12 protein-coding genes are annotated in these 14,720 nt (G+C 63.8%); 11 read left to right on the forward strand and 1 reads right to left on the reverse strand.

Annotation, left to right across the window (positions count from 1 at the left end; genetic code table 11):
- The first annotated feature begins 166 nt into the window (after positions 1-166).
- The 11 genes from RIC54_RS20395 to RIC54_RS20445 all read left to right on the forward strand — a co-directional run bounded on the left by RIC54_RS20395 (position 167) and on the right by RIC54_RS20445 (position 12,965).
- On the forward strand, positions 167-1,096 hold the full coding sequence (locus tag RIC54_RS20395) for a glycosyltransferase family 2 protein (RefSeq protein ID WP_350091273.1): 930 nt from the start codon (positions 167-169) through the stop codon (positions 1,094-1,096).
- A 76-nt stretch (positions 1,097-1,172) separates the two neighbouring features.
- Positions 1,173-2,561: a glycosyltransferase gene (locus RIC54_RS20400; protein WP_350091270.1), complete on the forward strand. Its 1,389-nt coding sequence runs from the start codon at positions 1,173-1,175 to the stop codon at positions 2,559-2,561.
- Positions 2,558-4,012: a lipopolysaccharide biosynthesis protein gene (locus RIC54_RS20405; protein WP_350091267.1), complete on the forward strand. Its 1,455-nt coding sequence runs from the start codon at positions 2,558-2,560 to the stop codon at positions 4,010-4,012. The genes RIC54_RS20400 and RIC54_RS20405 overlap by 4 nt, the downstream gene beginning before the upstream one ends.
- Positions 4,013-4,041: 29 nt before the next feature.
- The gene (locus RIC54_RS20410) at positions 4,042-5,061 is read left to right on the forward strand and encodes a sulfotransferase family protein (protein ID WP_350091264.1); all 1,020 of its coding nucleotides are present in this window, start codon (positions 4,042-4,044) and stop codon (positions 5,059-5,061) included.
- Between the two features lie 98 nt (positions 5,062-5,159).
- A complete protein-coding gene (locus RIC54_RS20415) occupies positions 5,160-6,353 on the forward strand; it encodes a glycosyltransferase family 4 protein (RefSeq protein WP_350151373.1) in 1,194 nt (397 codons plus the stop codon).
- A 44-nt stretch (positions 6,354-6,397) separates the two neighbouring features.
- Positions 6,398-7,459, forward strand: a complete 1,062-nt coding sequence (gmd, locus tag RIC54_RS20420; protein WP_350091258.1) for a GDP-mannose 4,6-dehydratase — start codon at positions 6,398-6,400, stop codon at positions 7,457-7,459.
- Positions 7,452-8,426 carry a GDP-L-fucose synthase gene (fcl, locus tag RIC54_RS20425; protein ID WP_350091255.1) on the forward strand — a complete coding sequence of 325 codons (975 nt, stop codon included), beginning with the start codon at positions 7,452-7,454 and terminating at the stop codon, positions 8,424-8,426. Before gmd ends, fcl begins: the two co-directional genes overlap by 8 nt.
- 49 nt (positions 8,427-8,475) lie before the next feature.
- Positions 8,476-9,348 carry a class I SAM-dependent methyltransferase gene (locus tag RIC54_RS20430; RefSeq protein WP_350091252.1) on the forward strand — a complete coding sequence of 291 codons (873 nt, stop codon included), beginning with the start codon at positions 8,476-8,478 and terminating at the stop codon, positions 9,346-9,348.
- A 210-nt stretch (positions 9,349-9,558) separates the two neighbouring features.
- Entirely contained in the window at positions 9,559-10,713 is a 1,155-nt protein-coding gene (locus RIC54_RS20435) for an outer membrane beta-barrel protein (RefSeq protein WP_350091249.1), read from the forward strand.
- A 341-nt stretch (positions 10,714-11,054) separates the two neighbouring features.
- Entirely contained in the window at positions 11,055-11,879 is an 825-nt protein-coding gene (locus RIC54_RS20440) for a UDP-2,3-diacylglucosamine diphosphatase (protein WP_350091246.1), read from the forward strand.
- Positions 11,880-11,939: 60 nt separating this feature from the next.
- Positions 11,940-12,965 (forward strand): glycosyltransferase family 4 protein, encoded by a 1,026-nt coding sequence (locus tag RIC54_RS20445; protein ID WP_350091243.1) that lies wholly within the window; start codon positions 11,940-11,942, stop codon positions 12,963-12,965.
- A 40-nt stretch (positions 12,966-13,005) separates the two neighbouring features.
- On the opposite strand, the gene RIC54_RS20450 is transcribed toward RIC54_RS20445, so the two are convergent.
- Positions 13,006-14,508, reverse strand: a complete 1,503-nt coding sequence (locus tag RIC54_RS20450; RefSeq protein WP_350091240.1) for a B12-binding domain-containing radical SAM protein — start codon at positions 14,506-14,508, stop codon at positions 13,006-13,008.
- Positions 14,509-14,720 lie beyond the last annotated feature (212 nt).

The following is a 14,720-nucleotide window of genomic DNA, read 5'->3' on the forward strand; positions in this document are numbered from 1 at the left end:
GCCCCTCTTGTAACCGGCCACCCTGGTGCGGTGGCGTGATCGATCCGTGGCAATTCGAGGACCGGGAGGCGGGTCGGTTTGGCGACGTCCCAGCGGGCAGTCGGAATATCGGGCGATCCGGCCCGGTCATTGAACTGGTCAAGTGCGCGCCGGGATCGGAGGGAACGTGACGGATTTCGACAACAAGCTGGTCAGTGTGGTCATCCCAAGCTTCAACCGTGCCCGCGTGCTGGAGCAGGCGATCGACAGCGCGCTGAAGCAGACGTATCCGCACATTGAGATCGTGGTCGTCGACGACGGCTCGACCGACGACACGCTGGAACGCCTTGAGCGGCTCCAGGAGCCGCGGCTGAAGGTCCTGTCGACGCCCCGCAACCTCGGGCCGGCGCGCGCGCGCAACCTGGGGATCGAGCACTGCGCCGGCGCCTATATCGCGTTCCTGGACTCCGACGACACCTGGACGCCATGGAAAATCGAGACCCAGATCGCCTGCTTCAAGCGCGGCGAGCCTGAACTCGGGGCGGTGTACTGCGGGCGCCGGGTGCGCCTCACCGATGGCAGCACTCTGGATGTCCGGCCGGGATGCCGCGGCGACATCTTCGCCACGCTGCGCCGTCGGAACACCATTCCCCTGCCGACCTTGATGGTGCGGCGCGAGGTGCTGGAGAAGGTGGGCACGTTCGATCCCGAACTGCCGGCCTGCGAGGACTGGGATCTCGTCCTGCGGATCGCCCAGCGATACACCTTCGATTTCATCGAGGGATTGGCCGTCGCTTACGACGGAGCCGGGTCCGACCGGATGTCGGCGCGGGCGCGTTCCGTATTCATCGCCAATCATGTGATCTTCCGACGCTTCAACGGCCGCGGTCCCCGGCCGGACATCCTCGCCGCGTACCTGGCGTTGCAGTCGCGCGAACTGCTGCATTTGCGGCGTCCACGGCGGGCGGCGCGCTATGCATTGCGATCGCTGTTGCTCGAGTTCGACGACGAGGAGCGGCTGGCGCTTCGGACGCTGCGCCAGTTGTTGGCGCGTTGGTCGCTGGGCCGGTTTCTGGTCCAGGCGTTCGGATGGCGGGGCGCGTTGACATGGCGATGACCGTTTCTGTCGGGCCCGCAGTCGGTGGCGGCAGGCCCCGACCAGTCCGTAGGCGAAACCGCCGAGGGAGTCCTTCGTGACCGTACAGACCTCCGAAGTCGGCGTGCGCCGACGTGTCGAGCCACGCCTGCTGCGGATTGCGACGGCGATCCGGGATACATCGATCGGGTATGGACATTGGCTTGGCGCCGAGGTCCGGGCGGCGGTGCCCGGCCGACTTGCCCCCGCTGCGACGGAGAGGCCGCACGCGCTGGTAATCGCCACCTCGTTGCCGCCGCGTTTCGACGGTGGCGTGTTCCGGCCGTTGTCCTGGCTGCGGTACGCGTCGGAGAACGGGTGGCGGATCTCGGCGCTCACCCGGGCCGCTGCTGGCGATGAGACAGACGGCGGGCGGCAACTCGCGGCAACCATCCCGGACGACGTGGCGATCCACGAGGCCAAGCCGTTGGACCTCGAGCCGAGCCAACGTCTGTTCTTCCAGGTGGACGGAGGGTTTCTGACCGCGCTCGCCATGTACCGGGCAGGGCTAGAGGCGTTTGCCGGAGCGCCGCCGTCGGTGGTCGTCGCAACCGGCCCGCGCTTCTCCTCCTTCATCGCCGGCTACCTGCTGGCTCGACGCTTCGGTTCACAGCTGGTTCTCGACTACCGGGACGAGTGGAGCGAGAACCCCTTCGGCTTCGTGCAGCAGGGACGCGATGATCGCTGGTGGGAGCGGCGATGTCTCAAGGCGGCGGACGCGGTCCTGTTCACCACCGACGGTCAGTTGGCGCACGCCAGGGCCAGGTTTCCCGGTCTGCTCGATGGGAAGGGCGGAGTCCTGCTGAACGGCTGGGAACCCGATCCGCGTGTCGAGGCGGCAGAGACCGAATCGCGCGACGATGGGCTGCTGATCATCGCGTTCAGCGGCGTGCTCGGCACGATGGCATTGCCGGGCGCATTCCTTGAGGACCTGGCTGGTGCACTGGAGATCGACCCGCGGCTGAAACATCGGGTGCGGCTGCGTTTCATCGGTCGGCGCCTGCCGCCCGCGGAACGCGAGCTTGAGCGGTTTCCACACCCGGAGATGCTCGAGCTGATCGATCAGTGTCCACGAGCAGACGCAGACCGGTTGGTGCGCCAGAGCGACATCCTGTTGCTGCTCTCGAACGCCGACATGGCGCGCTACCTGCCGGGCAAGGTGTTCGAGTACCTGGCGACGGGTCGGCCGATCCTGGTGCACGGCCATCCGGGGGAGGCGCCGACCCTGGTGGATCGGCTGGGAGCTGGTCTGCACGTCGAGGCCGGTGACGAGAACGGACTGGCCGATGCTCTCGGCGCCTTGTCGCGAGCATCTGCCTCAGACTGGAACACCGAGCATCGCCGGGCCTGGGCCCATGACCACACCCGCCGGCGCATGGCGCGGGCATTCTTCGACCGTCTTGCGGAGCTGGTCGCCGAGGGTGGCACGGAGGCACGTCCACGATGAGCGTCCGGCGGTCCGCCTATTTCTCGTTTGGCACCCGCAACGCTGGCGTGCTGATCAACTTCGTCGCCACGCTGGTGATTGCCCGGCTGCTGACGCCGGACGAGATCGGCGTCTTCGCGGTAAGCGCGGCGTTCGTGATGATCAGCCAGATCATCCGGGACTCCGGGATCGGCAGCTACATCATCCAGGAACGGGACCTTACGCGCGAAAACCTTCGGACCGCCATGGGCGTCAGCCTGCTGATCGGCGCGATGCTGGGCGGGATGATCTTCGTCCTGGCGGAACCGCTGGCACGGTTCTACGCCGAACCGGGGGTGGAGGACGTTCTGCTGATCCTGGTGTTCAGCTTCGTCCTGGCGCCAGTGAACGCGGTCGGCCTCGCGCTGCTGCGGCGAGATCTGGCGTTCGGTACCGCCTTCTGGATCGAAACGACCAGCAACCTTGTCTGGTCGAGTGTTGCTGTGGCCTTGGCCTATGGCGGCTACAGCTATCACAGCATGGCCTGGGCCTCGGTGGCCGCGACGTCGACCATCTGCCTGCTCTTTGTGATCGTCCGACGCGAACTGATTCTGATCCGGCCGTCTCTGAAGCAGTGGCGGCGGGTATTCCGCTTCGGCTCGATCGTGACGTTGACCCAGTTGCTGTCGCAGGTCGGGGTCCTCGCACCAGCGCTCGTGCTTGGACGGGTGGCCGACTTCAGTGCGGTTGCATTCTACAACCGCGGCAACAGCCTGACCCGGATGTTCCGCGACACGGTCGAGCGCGGGGCCGCGGTGGTAGCGCTCCCGGCGTTCTCGGCGGAACTCCGCCGCGGTGCCTTCAACAAGCCCGGCTATTGCTACGCGACCGCGTTGATGACTGGGATTTCGTGGCCGTTCTTCGGTCTCATCGCAATCCTGGCCTATCCGATCGTCCGGATCCTGTTCGGCGATCAGTGGGACGCCGCGGTGCCGGTCGTCCAGCTTCTGGCGATCGCCCATATGATCCGCGGACCGGTGGCCCTGGCTCCCGAACTGACCACCGCACAAGGGGCGGTCAGGCTGGGCCTGCTGCGGGAAATCATCGTTCAGAGCGCGCGCGTCGTCATCATCGTGCTGTGCGCGTTTCACGGCGTTGTCGCAGTGGCAGCGGGGCAGATCGCCGCGACGCTGCTGGCCCTGATTGTCAACCAGACGATCGTCAATCGTCTGGTCGGCCTGACGGCCGGCGAACTCGCCGAGGCATGCCTGCGGAGCGTTGCCGTCGCTGTGGCCACGGCTGTGGGACCGATACTGGTGGTCGTGTTCCTCCCGCCGACGCCGACGTTCCTGTGGGAGCCGCTGCTGCTCGGGTTGGCAACCGGTGGTCTCGGGTGGCTGGTGGGCATCGCCGTGACGGGACACCCGCTTCGAGGCGAGATGTCCATCGTGTTCAGGAAATCCCGGGCGGTCCTGTCGCCTCGCCGCGCGTGACGCTCCGGACCGAATCGGGAGAACTGACGGTGACTGCGCAATCGTCGACGAGCCATCAGCGAAGGCCCAATCTGTTCGTGGTCGGTGCACCGAAATGCGGAACGACCTCGGTGTGCCACTATCTGGACCAGCATCCAGAGGTCTTCATTTCGACACCGAAGGAACCGCTGTTCTTCTGCACCGACCAGCAGCACGATGAGCCATGGCGGGTCTCCGACCCCGACCGGTACCTGGCGTTGTTCGAGGCCGGAGCAGGGCGGCGGTGGCGAGGCGAAGGGTCGGTCTGGTACCTGTCGTCGACGATTGCCGCGCGCCGGATCCACAACTTCAGCCCCGACTCCCGGATCGTCATCATGTTGCGCAACCCGGTGGACATGGCGGTGTCGCTGCATGCCCAGTTCCTGTTCAGCGGCAACGAGAACATCCGGGACTTCGAGAAGGCCTACTCGGCTCAGGCGGCGAGACGTCGCGGACGTCGGATCCCGTGGCGTGCCCACATGCCGGAAGGCCTGCTGTACGCCGACGTCGGCCGATATGCGGCGCAGGTCGAACGCTACCTGGACGTCTTCCCACGCGAGCACGTGAAGGTCCTGATCTTCGAGACGTTCTTCAGGGACGTTGCGGCCGGCTATCGTGAACTTCTGGAATTCCTCGATATCGACGTTGAGTTCGCACCCGATCTGGCGGCCAAGAACGAACGACACAATGTGCGCAGCGCATTGCTGCAGCGATTCCTGACCAAGCTGCCGGAACTGTGGGGACAGCCGGAAAGCGCGGCAGCCGGGGGGAGCCGGTCGACCATGCGACAACGGCTCGAACGTGCCCGGGCAAGGCTGCAGCACTTCAACATGCAGGGGAGCAGCTTCCGACTGACTCCCGATATTCGCCGCCGGCTGCACGCGGACTTTGCCGACGACATCGCGCGCCTTGAGGCCCTGATCTGCCGCGATCTTTCAGTGTGGCGTCACCGGAACCTGGACGGGATCGCGCCGGGATTTCCGTCCGGCCACAGCTTGGTCACTGGCCGCACAGCCCATACCGAAGCCTAACTGGGGTCGATCTCACGTGGGATCGGACGGGCACCGTAGTGCTCGGATCAAGTGACGTGTGCCCGGTCGCGATGGCGACGGGCCGGCAAGAGGTCGTGATGACATTGTCGGACGTATCGGCTGAACACCGCGCTGAGAGCCAGCGAATGTCTGCGGTAACGCCTGGGCCCGGGACCTTGCGGATCGCGCTCACCAGTGTGTTCGGCGACCCGCTGGAGGCGTCGACCTGGTCGGGTGCGCCCGCCAATTTGGCGAACGAACTCCGGGCATTGGGTGCGGACGTGCTCAGCATTCATCCGCGATCAACGCGCGGTCACGACCTGTGGGATGCGCTGCAGCACTTCATTGGTCTGGGCGGAGCGCCGCTGAATCGAGAGGCGACGATGCGGATACCCTCGGCGCGCGCCCGCCGCGCGCTTGCGGTTTCGCAGGCTGCGCTTCGCCTTGGCGTCGATCGAGTTCTGCATACCGGTACCCTGGACATGCCGGCCGACGCGTCAGACCGGGCCGTAAGGCATTACCTGTACTGCGACCACACCTGGGATCTGGCAAAGCGCTACGCCGTGCGCGGCCGTCAGCGCTCGGCCGGCCGAGCCGAGCCCTTTGAGGAGCTGGAGCGGTCGGCCTACGCCGCGTGCCAGCACATTTTCACGTTTGGCGGCTACGTCCGGGACAATCTGGTGGATCATTACGGGATCTCGCCGGACCGGGTGACCGTGGTCGGGTCCGGGATGGGCAGGATCCGGCCCTATGACGGACCGAAAGACTACGCGCACGGCGCCATGCTGTTCATCGCCAAGCACCTGTTCACCGAAAAAGGTGGGCAACTCGCGCTGAAGGCATTCCGGATCGCCCGTCGACGCCGTCCCGATCTGCGCCTGATCGTGGTCGGCAATGATCGTTGGCGTTCGCTGGTCGGGGCCGAGCCGGGTGTGCACGTGGTTGGCCACGTCCCCTGGGATGCGCTCGAGGAGCTTCTGCGGTCGGCGGCCCTGCTGCTGCAGCCGATGTTCAATGATCCCTGGGGACAGGTCTATCTGGAGGCGCTGGCTTCCCGAACTCCTGTCATCGGCCTGGACCGGAACGGATTGCCCGAGATCACCGATGGCGGACGCCATGGTTTCCTCGTGCCTGTCGCCGACCCGGTCGTGCTGGCCGAAACCATTATCGACGCAATGGCCGACCCGGACCGCCTGGCGGCCATGGGCGAGAGCGGCCAGCGACATGTGCTGTCCCGCTACTCGTGGCGCCGTGTCGCGGATTCCATCAGTCGAACGTTCACCACGCAATAGTCCGGCGCACCCGGACTTACCCGTCATTCACCGGAGATCGAGTCATGTCCGAGAAGGTTGCTTTCATTACCGGCACCACAGGTCAGGACGGCGCCTATCTCGCCGAACTGCTGCTCGATAAGGGCTACAAGGTTTATGGCATCAAGCGCCGCTCCTCGTCGCTCAACACCGCGCGCATCGATCACCTTTACCAGGACCGTCACGAGGGGGACGGTCGCTTCCTGCTTGAATACGGTGACATGACCGACGCCACCAACCTCATCCGGGTGTTGAGCGAGGTGCGGCCGACCGAGATCTACAACCTGGCGGCACAGAGCCACGTGCAGGTCAGCTTCGATTCGCCCGAATACACGGCGAACGTCGACGCGCTCGGCACGCTGCGCCTGCTCGAAGCAATCCGGATCCTCGGCCTCGACAAGGACGTGCGCTTCTATCAGGCATCGACCTCCGAACTGTTCGGCATGGTGCAGGAGACGCCGCAGCGCGAGACCACCCCGTTCCGTCCGCGAAGCCCCTACGCGGCGGCCAAGCTTTACGCGTACTGGATCACGGTGAACTACCGGGAGGCGTACGGCATGCACGCCTCCAACGGCATCCTGTTCAACCACGAAAGTCCGATCCGCGGCGAAACGTTCGTGACCCGAAAGATCAGCCGCGGAGTGGCCGCCATCGAGCTTGGGATGCAGCGCCGCCTCCGGCTCGGCAACATCGACGCCAAGCGCGACTGGGGGCATGCCCGCGACTACGTCGACGGGATGTGGCGGATCCTGCAGCAGGAAGAACCGGACGACTACGTGCTGGCGACGGGCGAGACCCATACGGTGCGGGAGTTCGTCGAGCGGGCGTTCGATGTGGTCGGCCGGCCGATCGAGTGGCACGGCAAGGGCGTTGCCGAGAAGGGACGTTGCTACAAGACCGGCGACATCCTGGTGGAGATCGACCCCAGCTACATGCGGCCGACCGAGGTCGATATCCTGCTCGGAGATCCCAGCAAGGCCTACAGCAAGCTCGGCTGGAAGCACGAGACCAGCTTTGAGGACCTGGTGGCCGAAATGGTGCAGTCCGACATGCGGTCGCTGCGGCGCGAGGTTCTGACCAATGCCTGAGATGCTGTACGATCTGTCCGGCAAGCGGGTGTGGGTCGCCGGCGATCGGGGCATGGTCGGCTCGGCGATCGTGCGAAGGCTTGCCGAGGAACCGTGTCAGGTGATCCTCGCCCCGCGTACCAAGGTCGACCTGACCCGGCAGGACCAGACCGAGACTTGGATGAGCCAGGCCCAACCCCAGGTCGTCATCGTCGCGGCGGCGCGGGTCGGCGGTATTCATGCCAACAACACCCGGCCGGCGGAGTTCATCTACGACAACCTGATGATCGAGGCCAATGTCGTTCACGCGGCCCGGCGCATGGGCGTGGAGAAGCTGCTGCTCCTTGGGTCGTCGTGCATCTATCCGCGTCTGGCGCCGCAGCCGATCCAGGAAGAGGCACTGCTGTCCGGCCCGCTTGAGCCGACGAACGAATGGTATGCGGTAGCAAAGATTGCCGGCATCAAGCTCTGCCAGGCGTATCGGCGGCAATATGGATCGGATTTCATCACGGCCATGCCGACCAACATCTACGGGCCGGGCGACAATTTCGATCCGCTGGGCAGCCACGTGGCGGCCGCATTGCTGCGGAAGGCGCATCTTGCCAAGTCGGAGGGGGCCCGGCACCTCGATGTCTGGGGCACCGGGCAGCCGCGCCGCGAGTTCCTGCACGTCGACGATCTGGCTGATGCGGTCGTGCGCCTGGTAACGCACTATTCGAGCGAGATGCCCATCAACGTCGGCACGGGCGATGACCTGACAATCAAGGAACTGGCGGAACTGGTCTGTGAAGTGGTCGGCTTCACCGGCGCCATTCGGTTCGATCCGTCAAAGCCCGATGGGACCCCGCGCAAGCTTCTCGATGTCAGCCGGATGAGGGCCCTCGGCTGGGAACCCCGGATCGACCTGCGTGAGGGTTTTCGCCGGACCTACGATTGGTTCCTGCGGAATCCCGGCGACATCCGGACTCCGGAGCACGCGGCGGCTTGACGTTGGCTGACCGCGTCAACGGCATCGCTCACGTTAGACAGGACCGGCCATGACGAACGCAGGTAACTTCGGGGAAGCACTCCTGATGGGGAGTGCTGCGCTGTCCTTGGCGTCGTGCGCCTTGGCCGTCTACCTGATCTACAAGGTTCGGCAGATCCACGTGACGCTCTACGGCACCGACCTGGAGGTCCGCAAGGTGTCGCTCGGGGTGACCCGGAACCTGCAGTTGATGGACCAGCTGTCACACGAGTTGGCGCTCGATCGGCCGTTGCCACCCTTGCGCGGCTGGGTCGCGTCGCCCGACGTACTGCTGCTGCTGGCACGCCGCATTCGCCAGACGGCACCGTTGACGATCGTCGAGTGCGGGTCGGGTGTGTCGACGATCGTACAGGCCCAGGCGGCAAAGCTGAACGGTCGCGGGCATGTCTATGCCATCGATCATGACGCTGAGTTTGCCGAGCAGACTCGCCAGGCGCTGGAGGAGTACGGCTTGGCGGATTGGGCGACAGTGACCCATGCTCCCCTGAGCAAATGCCGAATCGATGACACCGAGTGGGACTGGTACGAACTGAGGTCGCTGCCGAACGTCGCACCGATCGATCAGCTGTTTGTCGATGGACCGCCGGCCGATTTGCCTTGTCCGCTTGCCCGGTATCCGGCCGGTCCGATGCTGTTCCCGCGCCTTGCGCCGGGCGCTTCCGTTTTTGTTGATGACGCGGCACGGCCCGGCGAGACCGAGGTGCTGCGCCGCTGGGCCGTCGAGTTCGCGGACCTTGGCCAGTTGCGGCACTATTGCGAGAAGGGATGCTTTGAACTGCGACCGCTCCTGTCCCGGTTGGGGGTGCATGATCGCAACCTGCCGTCGAATACGGATGATTTGCGAACGCTTTCCGTAGACACGTCCGTGCCGATTTCGTCATAGTACTCGCGGTTTGTCGGCAATCTCCGGCGTGATGAGCGTGTGTCTCTGCCTGGGATCGCTTCGTGCATGAGTACAACGATCGGATTACGAGACGGAGCGTCCATCATGCGGGGACAATGCGCGCGGTTGGGGCCAATGCTGCTCCCCGTCGTCCTGGGGGTTGTTGTTTGTTCTGATCCGCAGCCTGCTCAGGCGCAGAATCCGGAAGATATGCCGGTCAAGTCGCGCCCCCATCCGGAGTACGATCCGGTTGGAATCAGGCATGGGAATATCTTCTTCTATCCGTCGCTTGGCGTGTCCGAGAGCTACAACGACAACGTCTTCGCGTCTGAGAGCAACCCGACCAGCGATTTCATCACCGTGTTCTCGCCGTCCCTTGATGTGCGGTCTGATGGGACCCGAGGGGGGTGGCATGCCGGATTGAGCGCCGATCTCGGCCGCTATCTCAGCGAGACCCGCGAAAACTACGAAGACCTGTCGGCGACGGCCGGGGTGCGGTACGACGCCTTGCCGGGCGGAACGATTACCGCGGACGCCGGCTTGGCCCGACTTCATGAGGATCGCAGTTCGCCCGACGACGCCGGCGGGACCGAGCCGACCGAGTACAATGTTGCCAAGGCCAGTGCCGGATATCTGCAGCGCTTCAACCGGCTTGCGGTGCGCCTGGACCTCTCAGCCCGGGATCTCACCTACAGTGACGTGTCTTCCGGAAGCGGCACGGTCGATAACAGCGACCGGGACCGGTTGGAAACCGACGAGTCGCTGCGGGTCTCGTATGATGTCATGCCGGGCTATTCGGTGTTCGCTCGCGGAACGCTCAGCCAGCGGACCTATGACCAGAATCGTGACGGCGGTGGCTTCGATCGGAATTCCGATGGCTATCGCGTCGACGCGGGCGTTACCGCGGACCTGACCGGGCTGCTGACGCTGGAGGTGAGCGCCGGCTATCTGACCCGTGATTATGAGGATTCCCGGCTGTCGTCGTTCGACGGGTTTGCGGCCGGCACGAAGGCGATCTGGAGTGTCACGCGCCTGACGACGGTGTCTGCAACGGTTGATCGGACGGTGGAAGAGACGACGGTGAGCGGCGCTTCTGGTCGCCTGGATACCAGCGGCCGGCTGGAGGTCGACCACGAACTGCGGCGCAATGTGATCCTGTCCGCGGAGCTGGGGTACCGGAACAGCGAGTTCCAGGACATTTCGCGAACCGACAACTTGTTTGACGCCGGGATTTCGGCTGACTACCTGATCGCCCAAGGTGCGAAAGTGTCGGCAAGCGCCAAGCATGTCGAACGGACGAGCGACGCAAGAGGCGCGGATTTCTCGCGCAACGTGGTGTCCGTTCGTTTGCGGTACGGCTTCTGATCGGCACTGTCGGAGCCGGGATCCGATCTCAGGTATGCTCCGTAGCGGCGGCATTGCGTTCGCAACAGATGACGGCAATTGCGGTCTTTGGGCATCCAAACCAATTCGTTATAGCCTGTGCAATCAGGCGTATGGGATGGTTTAGGTGGTGAAAGGGTAGTTAGTTGCAGCCGCTTCGGGGGCAGGCGGTTCTGTGACCTTGTTCGAAGAATAGGAAGAATCCATTGGCAGCAATTTCTTAGCAGCAGTCATGATTCCGGCCATTGGTGCGCTTCTTCGGGTGGGCCGTCAGGTATCCTGGTCCAGGTATCGGGCTTCAAGTGTAGAAACAGGCAGGTAGTGTGAGAGAATCGCCGGATATCTCCCGGAACAGAACGTTCCGATCAATATTTATTTCCGATGTGCACCTGGGGACCAAGCATTGTCAGGCAGATCTGCTCGTTGATTTTTTGGAGTCGCACAGTTCTGAAAATGTTTACCTGATTGGTGACATCATTGACGGATGGCGACTGAAAAAGAGGTGGTACTGGCCTCAGGCCCACGATGATGTCGTAAGCGCAATTCTGAGAAGAGCACGCCTCGGCGAGAAGATCGTCTATATTCCGGGCAATCATGACGAATTCGTACGCAAGTTTGCCGGCCAGAGAATCGAGAACGTGAAGGTGCTGGACCGCGCCGTTCACGAAACGGCGGACGGCCGCCGCTACCTCGTCGTTCATGGCGATCAGTACGACGTGGTGATCCAGAACGCGAAGTGGATGGCGTATGTGGGGGATCGGTTCTACGAGTTCGCCCTTACGACCAATACCTGGCTGAACCGGTTGCGTGGGTATATGGGCTGGGAATACTGGTCGCTCGGCGCATTTGCGAAGCGGCATGTGAAGAGTTTCGTGAATATCATCGGCTGCTTTGAGAACACTGTTTCGGAGGACGTTCGTCGCCTCGATCTGGACGGCGTGATTTGCGGGCATATCCATCACGCCATGAGCCGAGACATGAACGGGATTCACTATGTGAACACCGGTGACTGGGTGGAGAGTTGCACTGCGGTAGCCGAGCATCACGACGGAACGCTTGAGGTGATCCACTGGACCCAGCCGGCCCGACGAGGGCAACCACTGGCTCAGATCCAACCAGCCCCGGAACTCGACGACCGTGCTTCTTGAAATCTTTGACCAGCGCCATCACCGCCGTGGCGGTGCCCCGGATGCGCCGCGGATGAGCCGATGACGTCGGTGCTGATCGTCACCGATGCGTGGCTGCCGCAGATCAATGGCGTCGTCCGGTCGCTGGAGTACACCGCCAGGGCATTGCAGGGTATGGGCGTGCGGGTCGAGGTCCTGTCTCCGCAAGGGTTCATGACGATTCCGTGCCCAACCTATCCAGAGATCCGGCTTTCCCTCACGCATCGGGGTGCAGTGCGAAGGCGCATGGCCGAGTTCGGGTGCGAGCATTTGCACATTGCTACCGAAGGACCGCTCGGACTGCTGGCCGGCGCTGCGGCGCGCCAGATCGGCATGCCCTATACGACCAGCTATCACACGCGTTTTCCGGAGTATGTCGAGGCACGCTGGCCGCTGTCGGTCGGTTGGCTCTACGCGTGGTTCCGGCGGTTCCACAACTTCGGCGCCGGCTGCATGGTTGCAACCGAGACGCTCAGGCAGGATCTGCAACGGCGGGGGTTCCGCAACCTGATGAACTGGACCCGGGGCGTTCATGCCGATGTGTTCCGCCCGATCGAAGGTTCCGTTTTTCCACCGGACCTGCCGAGGCCGATTTTCATCAACGTGGGCCGCGTCTCGGTCGAGAAGAATATCAAGGCCTTCCTGGAGTTGGACCTGCCCGGTTCCAAGGTCGTGGTCGGCGACGGACCGCAGTTGGCAAGCCTCCGGCGGGACTATCCGGAAGTCTATTTCACCGGTGGGAAGTACGACGAGGACCTCGCGCAACACTATGCCAGCGCGGACGTCTTCGTGTTTCCCTCGCTGACGGATACGTTCGGACTCGTCCTTCTGGAAGCGCTGGCTTGTGGCGTTCCGGTGGCGGCATATCCGGTCATGGGCCCCCGCGATGTCATCGGCGACAGCGGGACCGGCGTTCTTTCCGACGATCTTCGTCAGGCGGCGTTGGACGCTCTTGATATACCTGCGGATCGATGCCGCGCCTGGGCGTTGCGGTACAGCTGGGAAGCATCGGCGCGCCAGTTCCTGGAGAATGCCCGCATCGCGCAAGCGGCCTACGCAATCGGATAGAGTTTCCCGTAGGCCAGCAACGTCAACGTGTTGCGGTGGTTCAGGCGCGGGCTTTCAGGAGCGCATCGGTAAGCCCGCCGTCGCCGTCGGTGACCCGAAGAGGTTCGAAGCACTTCGCGAATTTTGACGGCAGCGGCATCTGCGGCGTGTAGGCGGTCCGGAGCCGGTCGCTCATCGCGCAGTATGTGAGCGGCGGCTCCTTGAACGATTGGCGCATCTGCCGGATGGAGCCCAGGTTGACCTTGCCTCCGAAGCGGTGGAGCGGGCGGACCAGCGCCAATGCGGTCTGATCCCAGTCGAAGTGCCGGCGCCACCGCCAGGCGTGCCTGACGGCGTGGCGGGCAAGGGCGCGCTTGCGGCCGCGGAACCGCAGCAGATCGGCCACGTACGGCACCACTGTCTCCAACGGTTCCTTGGGCCATTCGACTACCTTCTGCCCATCCAGATCGCTCAGCAGCACGTTGGGCATCAGGCGGCCGGCATGCGCCGAACTGTCGAAGTAAGGCGTCCCCAGGATCGGGATGGTGAGGGTCAGCAACCCCGGCAGGGGGATGGATGGATCGTCCAGGATCGCGGACAACTGGTCGTCCACCTCGGCAACAGTCTGCTGGGTGAAATCGGCGATCATTCCGTAGTCGAAGAACATGCCGTTCTCGGCGCAGATCCGCGTCAACGCGCGTGGATCCGAGGTCATGCTCTGCTTCTTGTTGAAGGACCTGAGAACCGCCGGATCGAGCGACTCAACACCCGAGAACACCGCCTTGCAGCCATTCCTGGCCATGAGCTCCACATTCTCCGGGCGTTTGAAAAAGTCCCCTGTGACCAGGGCACCCCATCCGCGAAACTGCCCCTGCCGCCAGCGCTCCCCGATCAGCTCGACGCGGCGCTGGAAGCTTTGCCGGCTGCTTCCGTAGAAGTTGTTGTCCAGGACCATGACGCCCAGCACGCGTTTCATCGCATCGAGCTGTCTGGTGATCGACTGCTCGGAGTGTGCCACGTACTTTCGCGCCTCGCCGGTCAGCGAGCAGAACGAGCAGGCGAAGTTGCAGTTCTTCGTCGTCTCCAGGTAGCCGACTCCCATTGACGGCACGGCCAGATCGAACCGCGGCGCGCCTGTCTCCGATACACAGGAGGCATCGAACACGTCGCTGATGACCGATGAAATGTCCTCCACGTCTCCCTGGCAGGCATAGTCGAAGGCCTCAGCACACAGCGTGGGCAGCGCGCGCGGGATTGGGCCGCCAATCGCGGTGACGACCGACGGATTGGCGTGACGAAAATAGGCGGAAAGCTGGTGGGCCCGGTCGAACATGGATGTCAGGCCGGTGAAGATCACCAGGTCCGGCCAAGCGAACAGTCGGGGCTCCAGAAGCGCGCCATGGAACACTTCGTCCCAGACCCGCACGTCTACCCGATCGGGGTTGAAATGGCCGGCAAGGTAGAACGGCGCCATGGCGCGCGGAATGAACCAGCGCGTGGGTGTCGATGATCGCCAAGGGTCGAAGTAGGCGTTGACGATCAGCACTTTGTGGCGGCTTTGCAATCGCGTATCCATTCCAGGAGGAAGATTGGCGCCGGCGCAGCCACAGCCGGTCGCGGTCGGGGCCAGGCCAGATTCGAAAGGCAGCGTCGCTGTACGACTCAAGAGCAAGGTCGACTTGGGCAGGCCCGCCCGCCGGCCTCGTCTAAGACGTGAATCATCCTCCTTTCAGCTGTTTGGATCAACTCACCACCAGATTCGACCATGTTCTGCGG

This window comes from Thalassobaculum sp., assembly GCF_040219215.1.
Lineage (GTDB): Bacteria > Pseudomonadota > Alphaproteobacteria > Thalassobaculales > Thalassobaculaceae > Thalassobaculum_A.

Bases quoted from the DNA above. Each gene is read 5' to 3' on its own strand.
- fcl (WP_350091255.1), top strand. From the start codon at position 7,452: ATGCCTGAGATGCTGTACGATCTGTCCGGCAAGCGGGTGTGGGTCGCC.
- RIC54_RS20405 (WP_350091267.1), top strand. From the start codon at position 2,558: ATGAGCGTCCGGCGGTCCGCCTATTTCTCGTTTGGCACCCGCAACGCT.
- RIC54_RS20435 (WP_350091249.1), top strand. From the start codon at position 9,559: ATGCCGGTCAAGTCGCGCCCCCATCCGGAGTACGATCCGGTTGGAATC.
- RIC54_RS20415 (WP_350151373.1), top strand. From the start codon at position 5,160: ATGACATTGTCGGACGTATCGGCTGAACACCGCGCTGAGAGCCAGCGA.
- RIC54_RS20445 (WP_350091243.1), top strand. From the start codon at position 11,940: ATGACGTCGGTGCTGATCGTCACCGATGCGTGGCTGCCGCAGATCAAT.
- gmd (WP_350091258.1), top strand. From the start codon at position 6,398: ATGTCCGAGAAGGTTGCTTTCATTACCGGCACCACAGGTCAGGACGGC.
- RIC54_RS20430 (WP_350091252.1), top strand. From the start codon at position 8,476: ATGACGAACGCAGGTAACTTCGGGGAAGCACTCCTGATGGGGAGTGCT.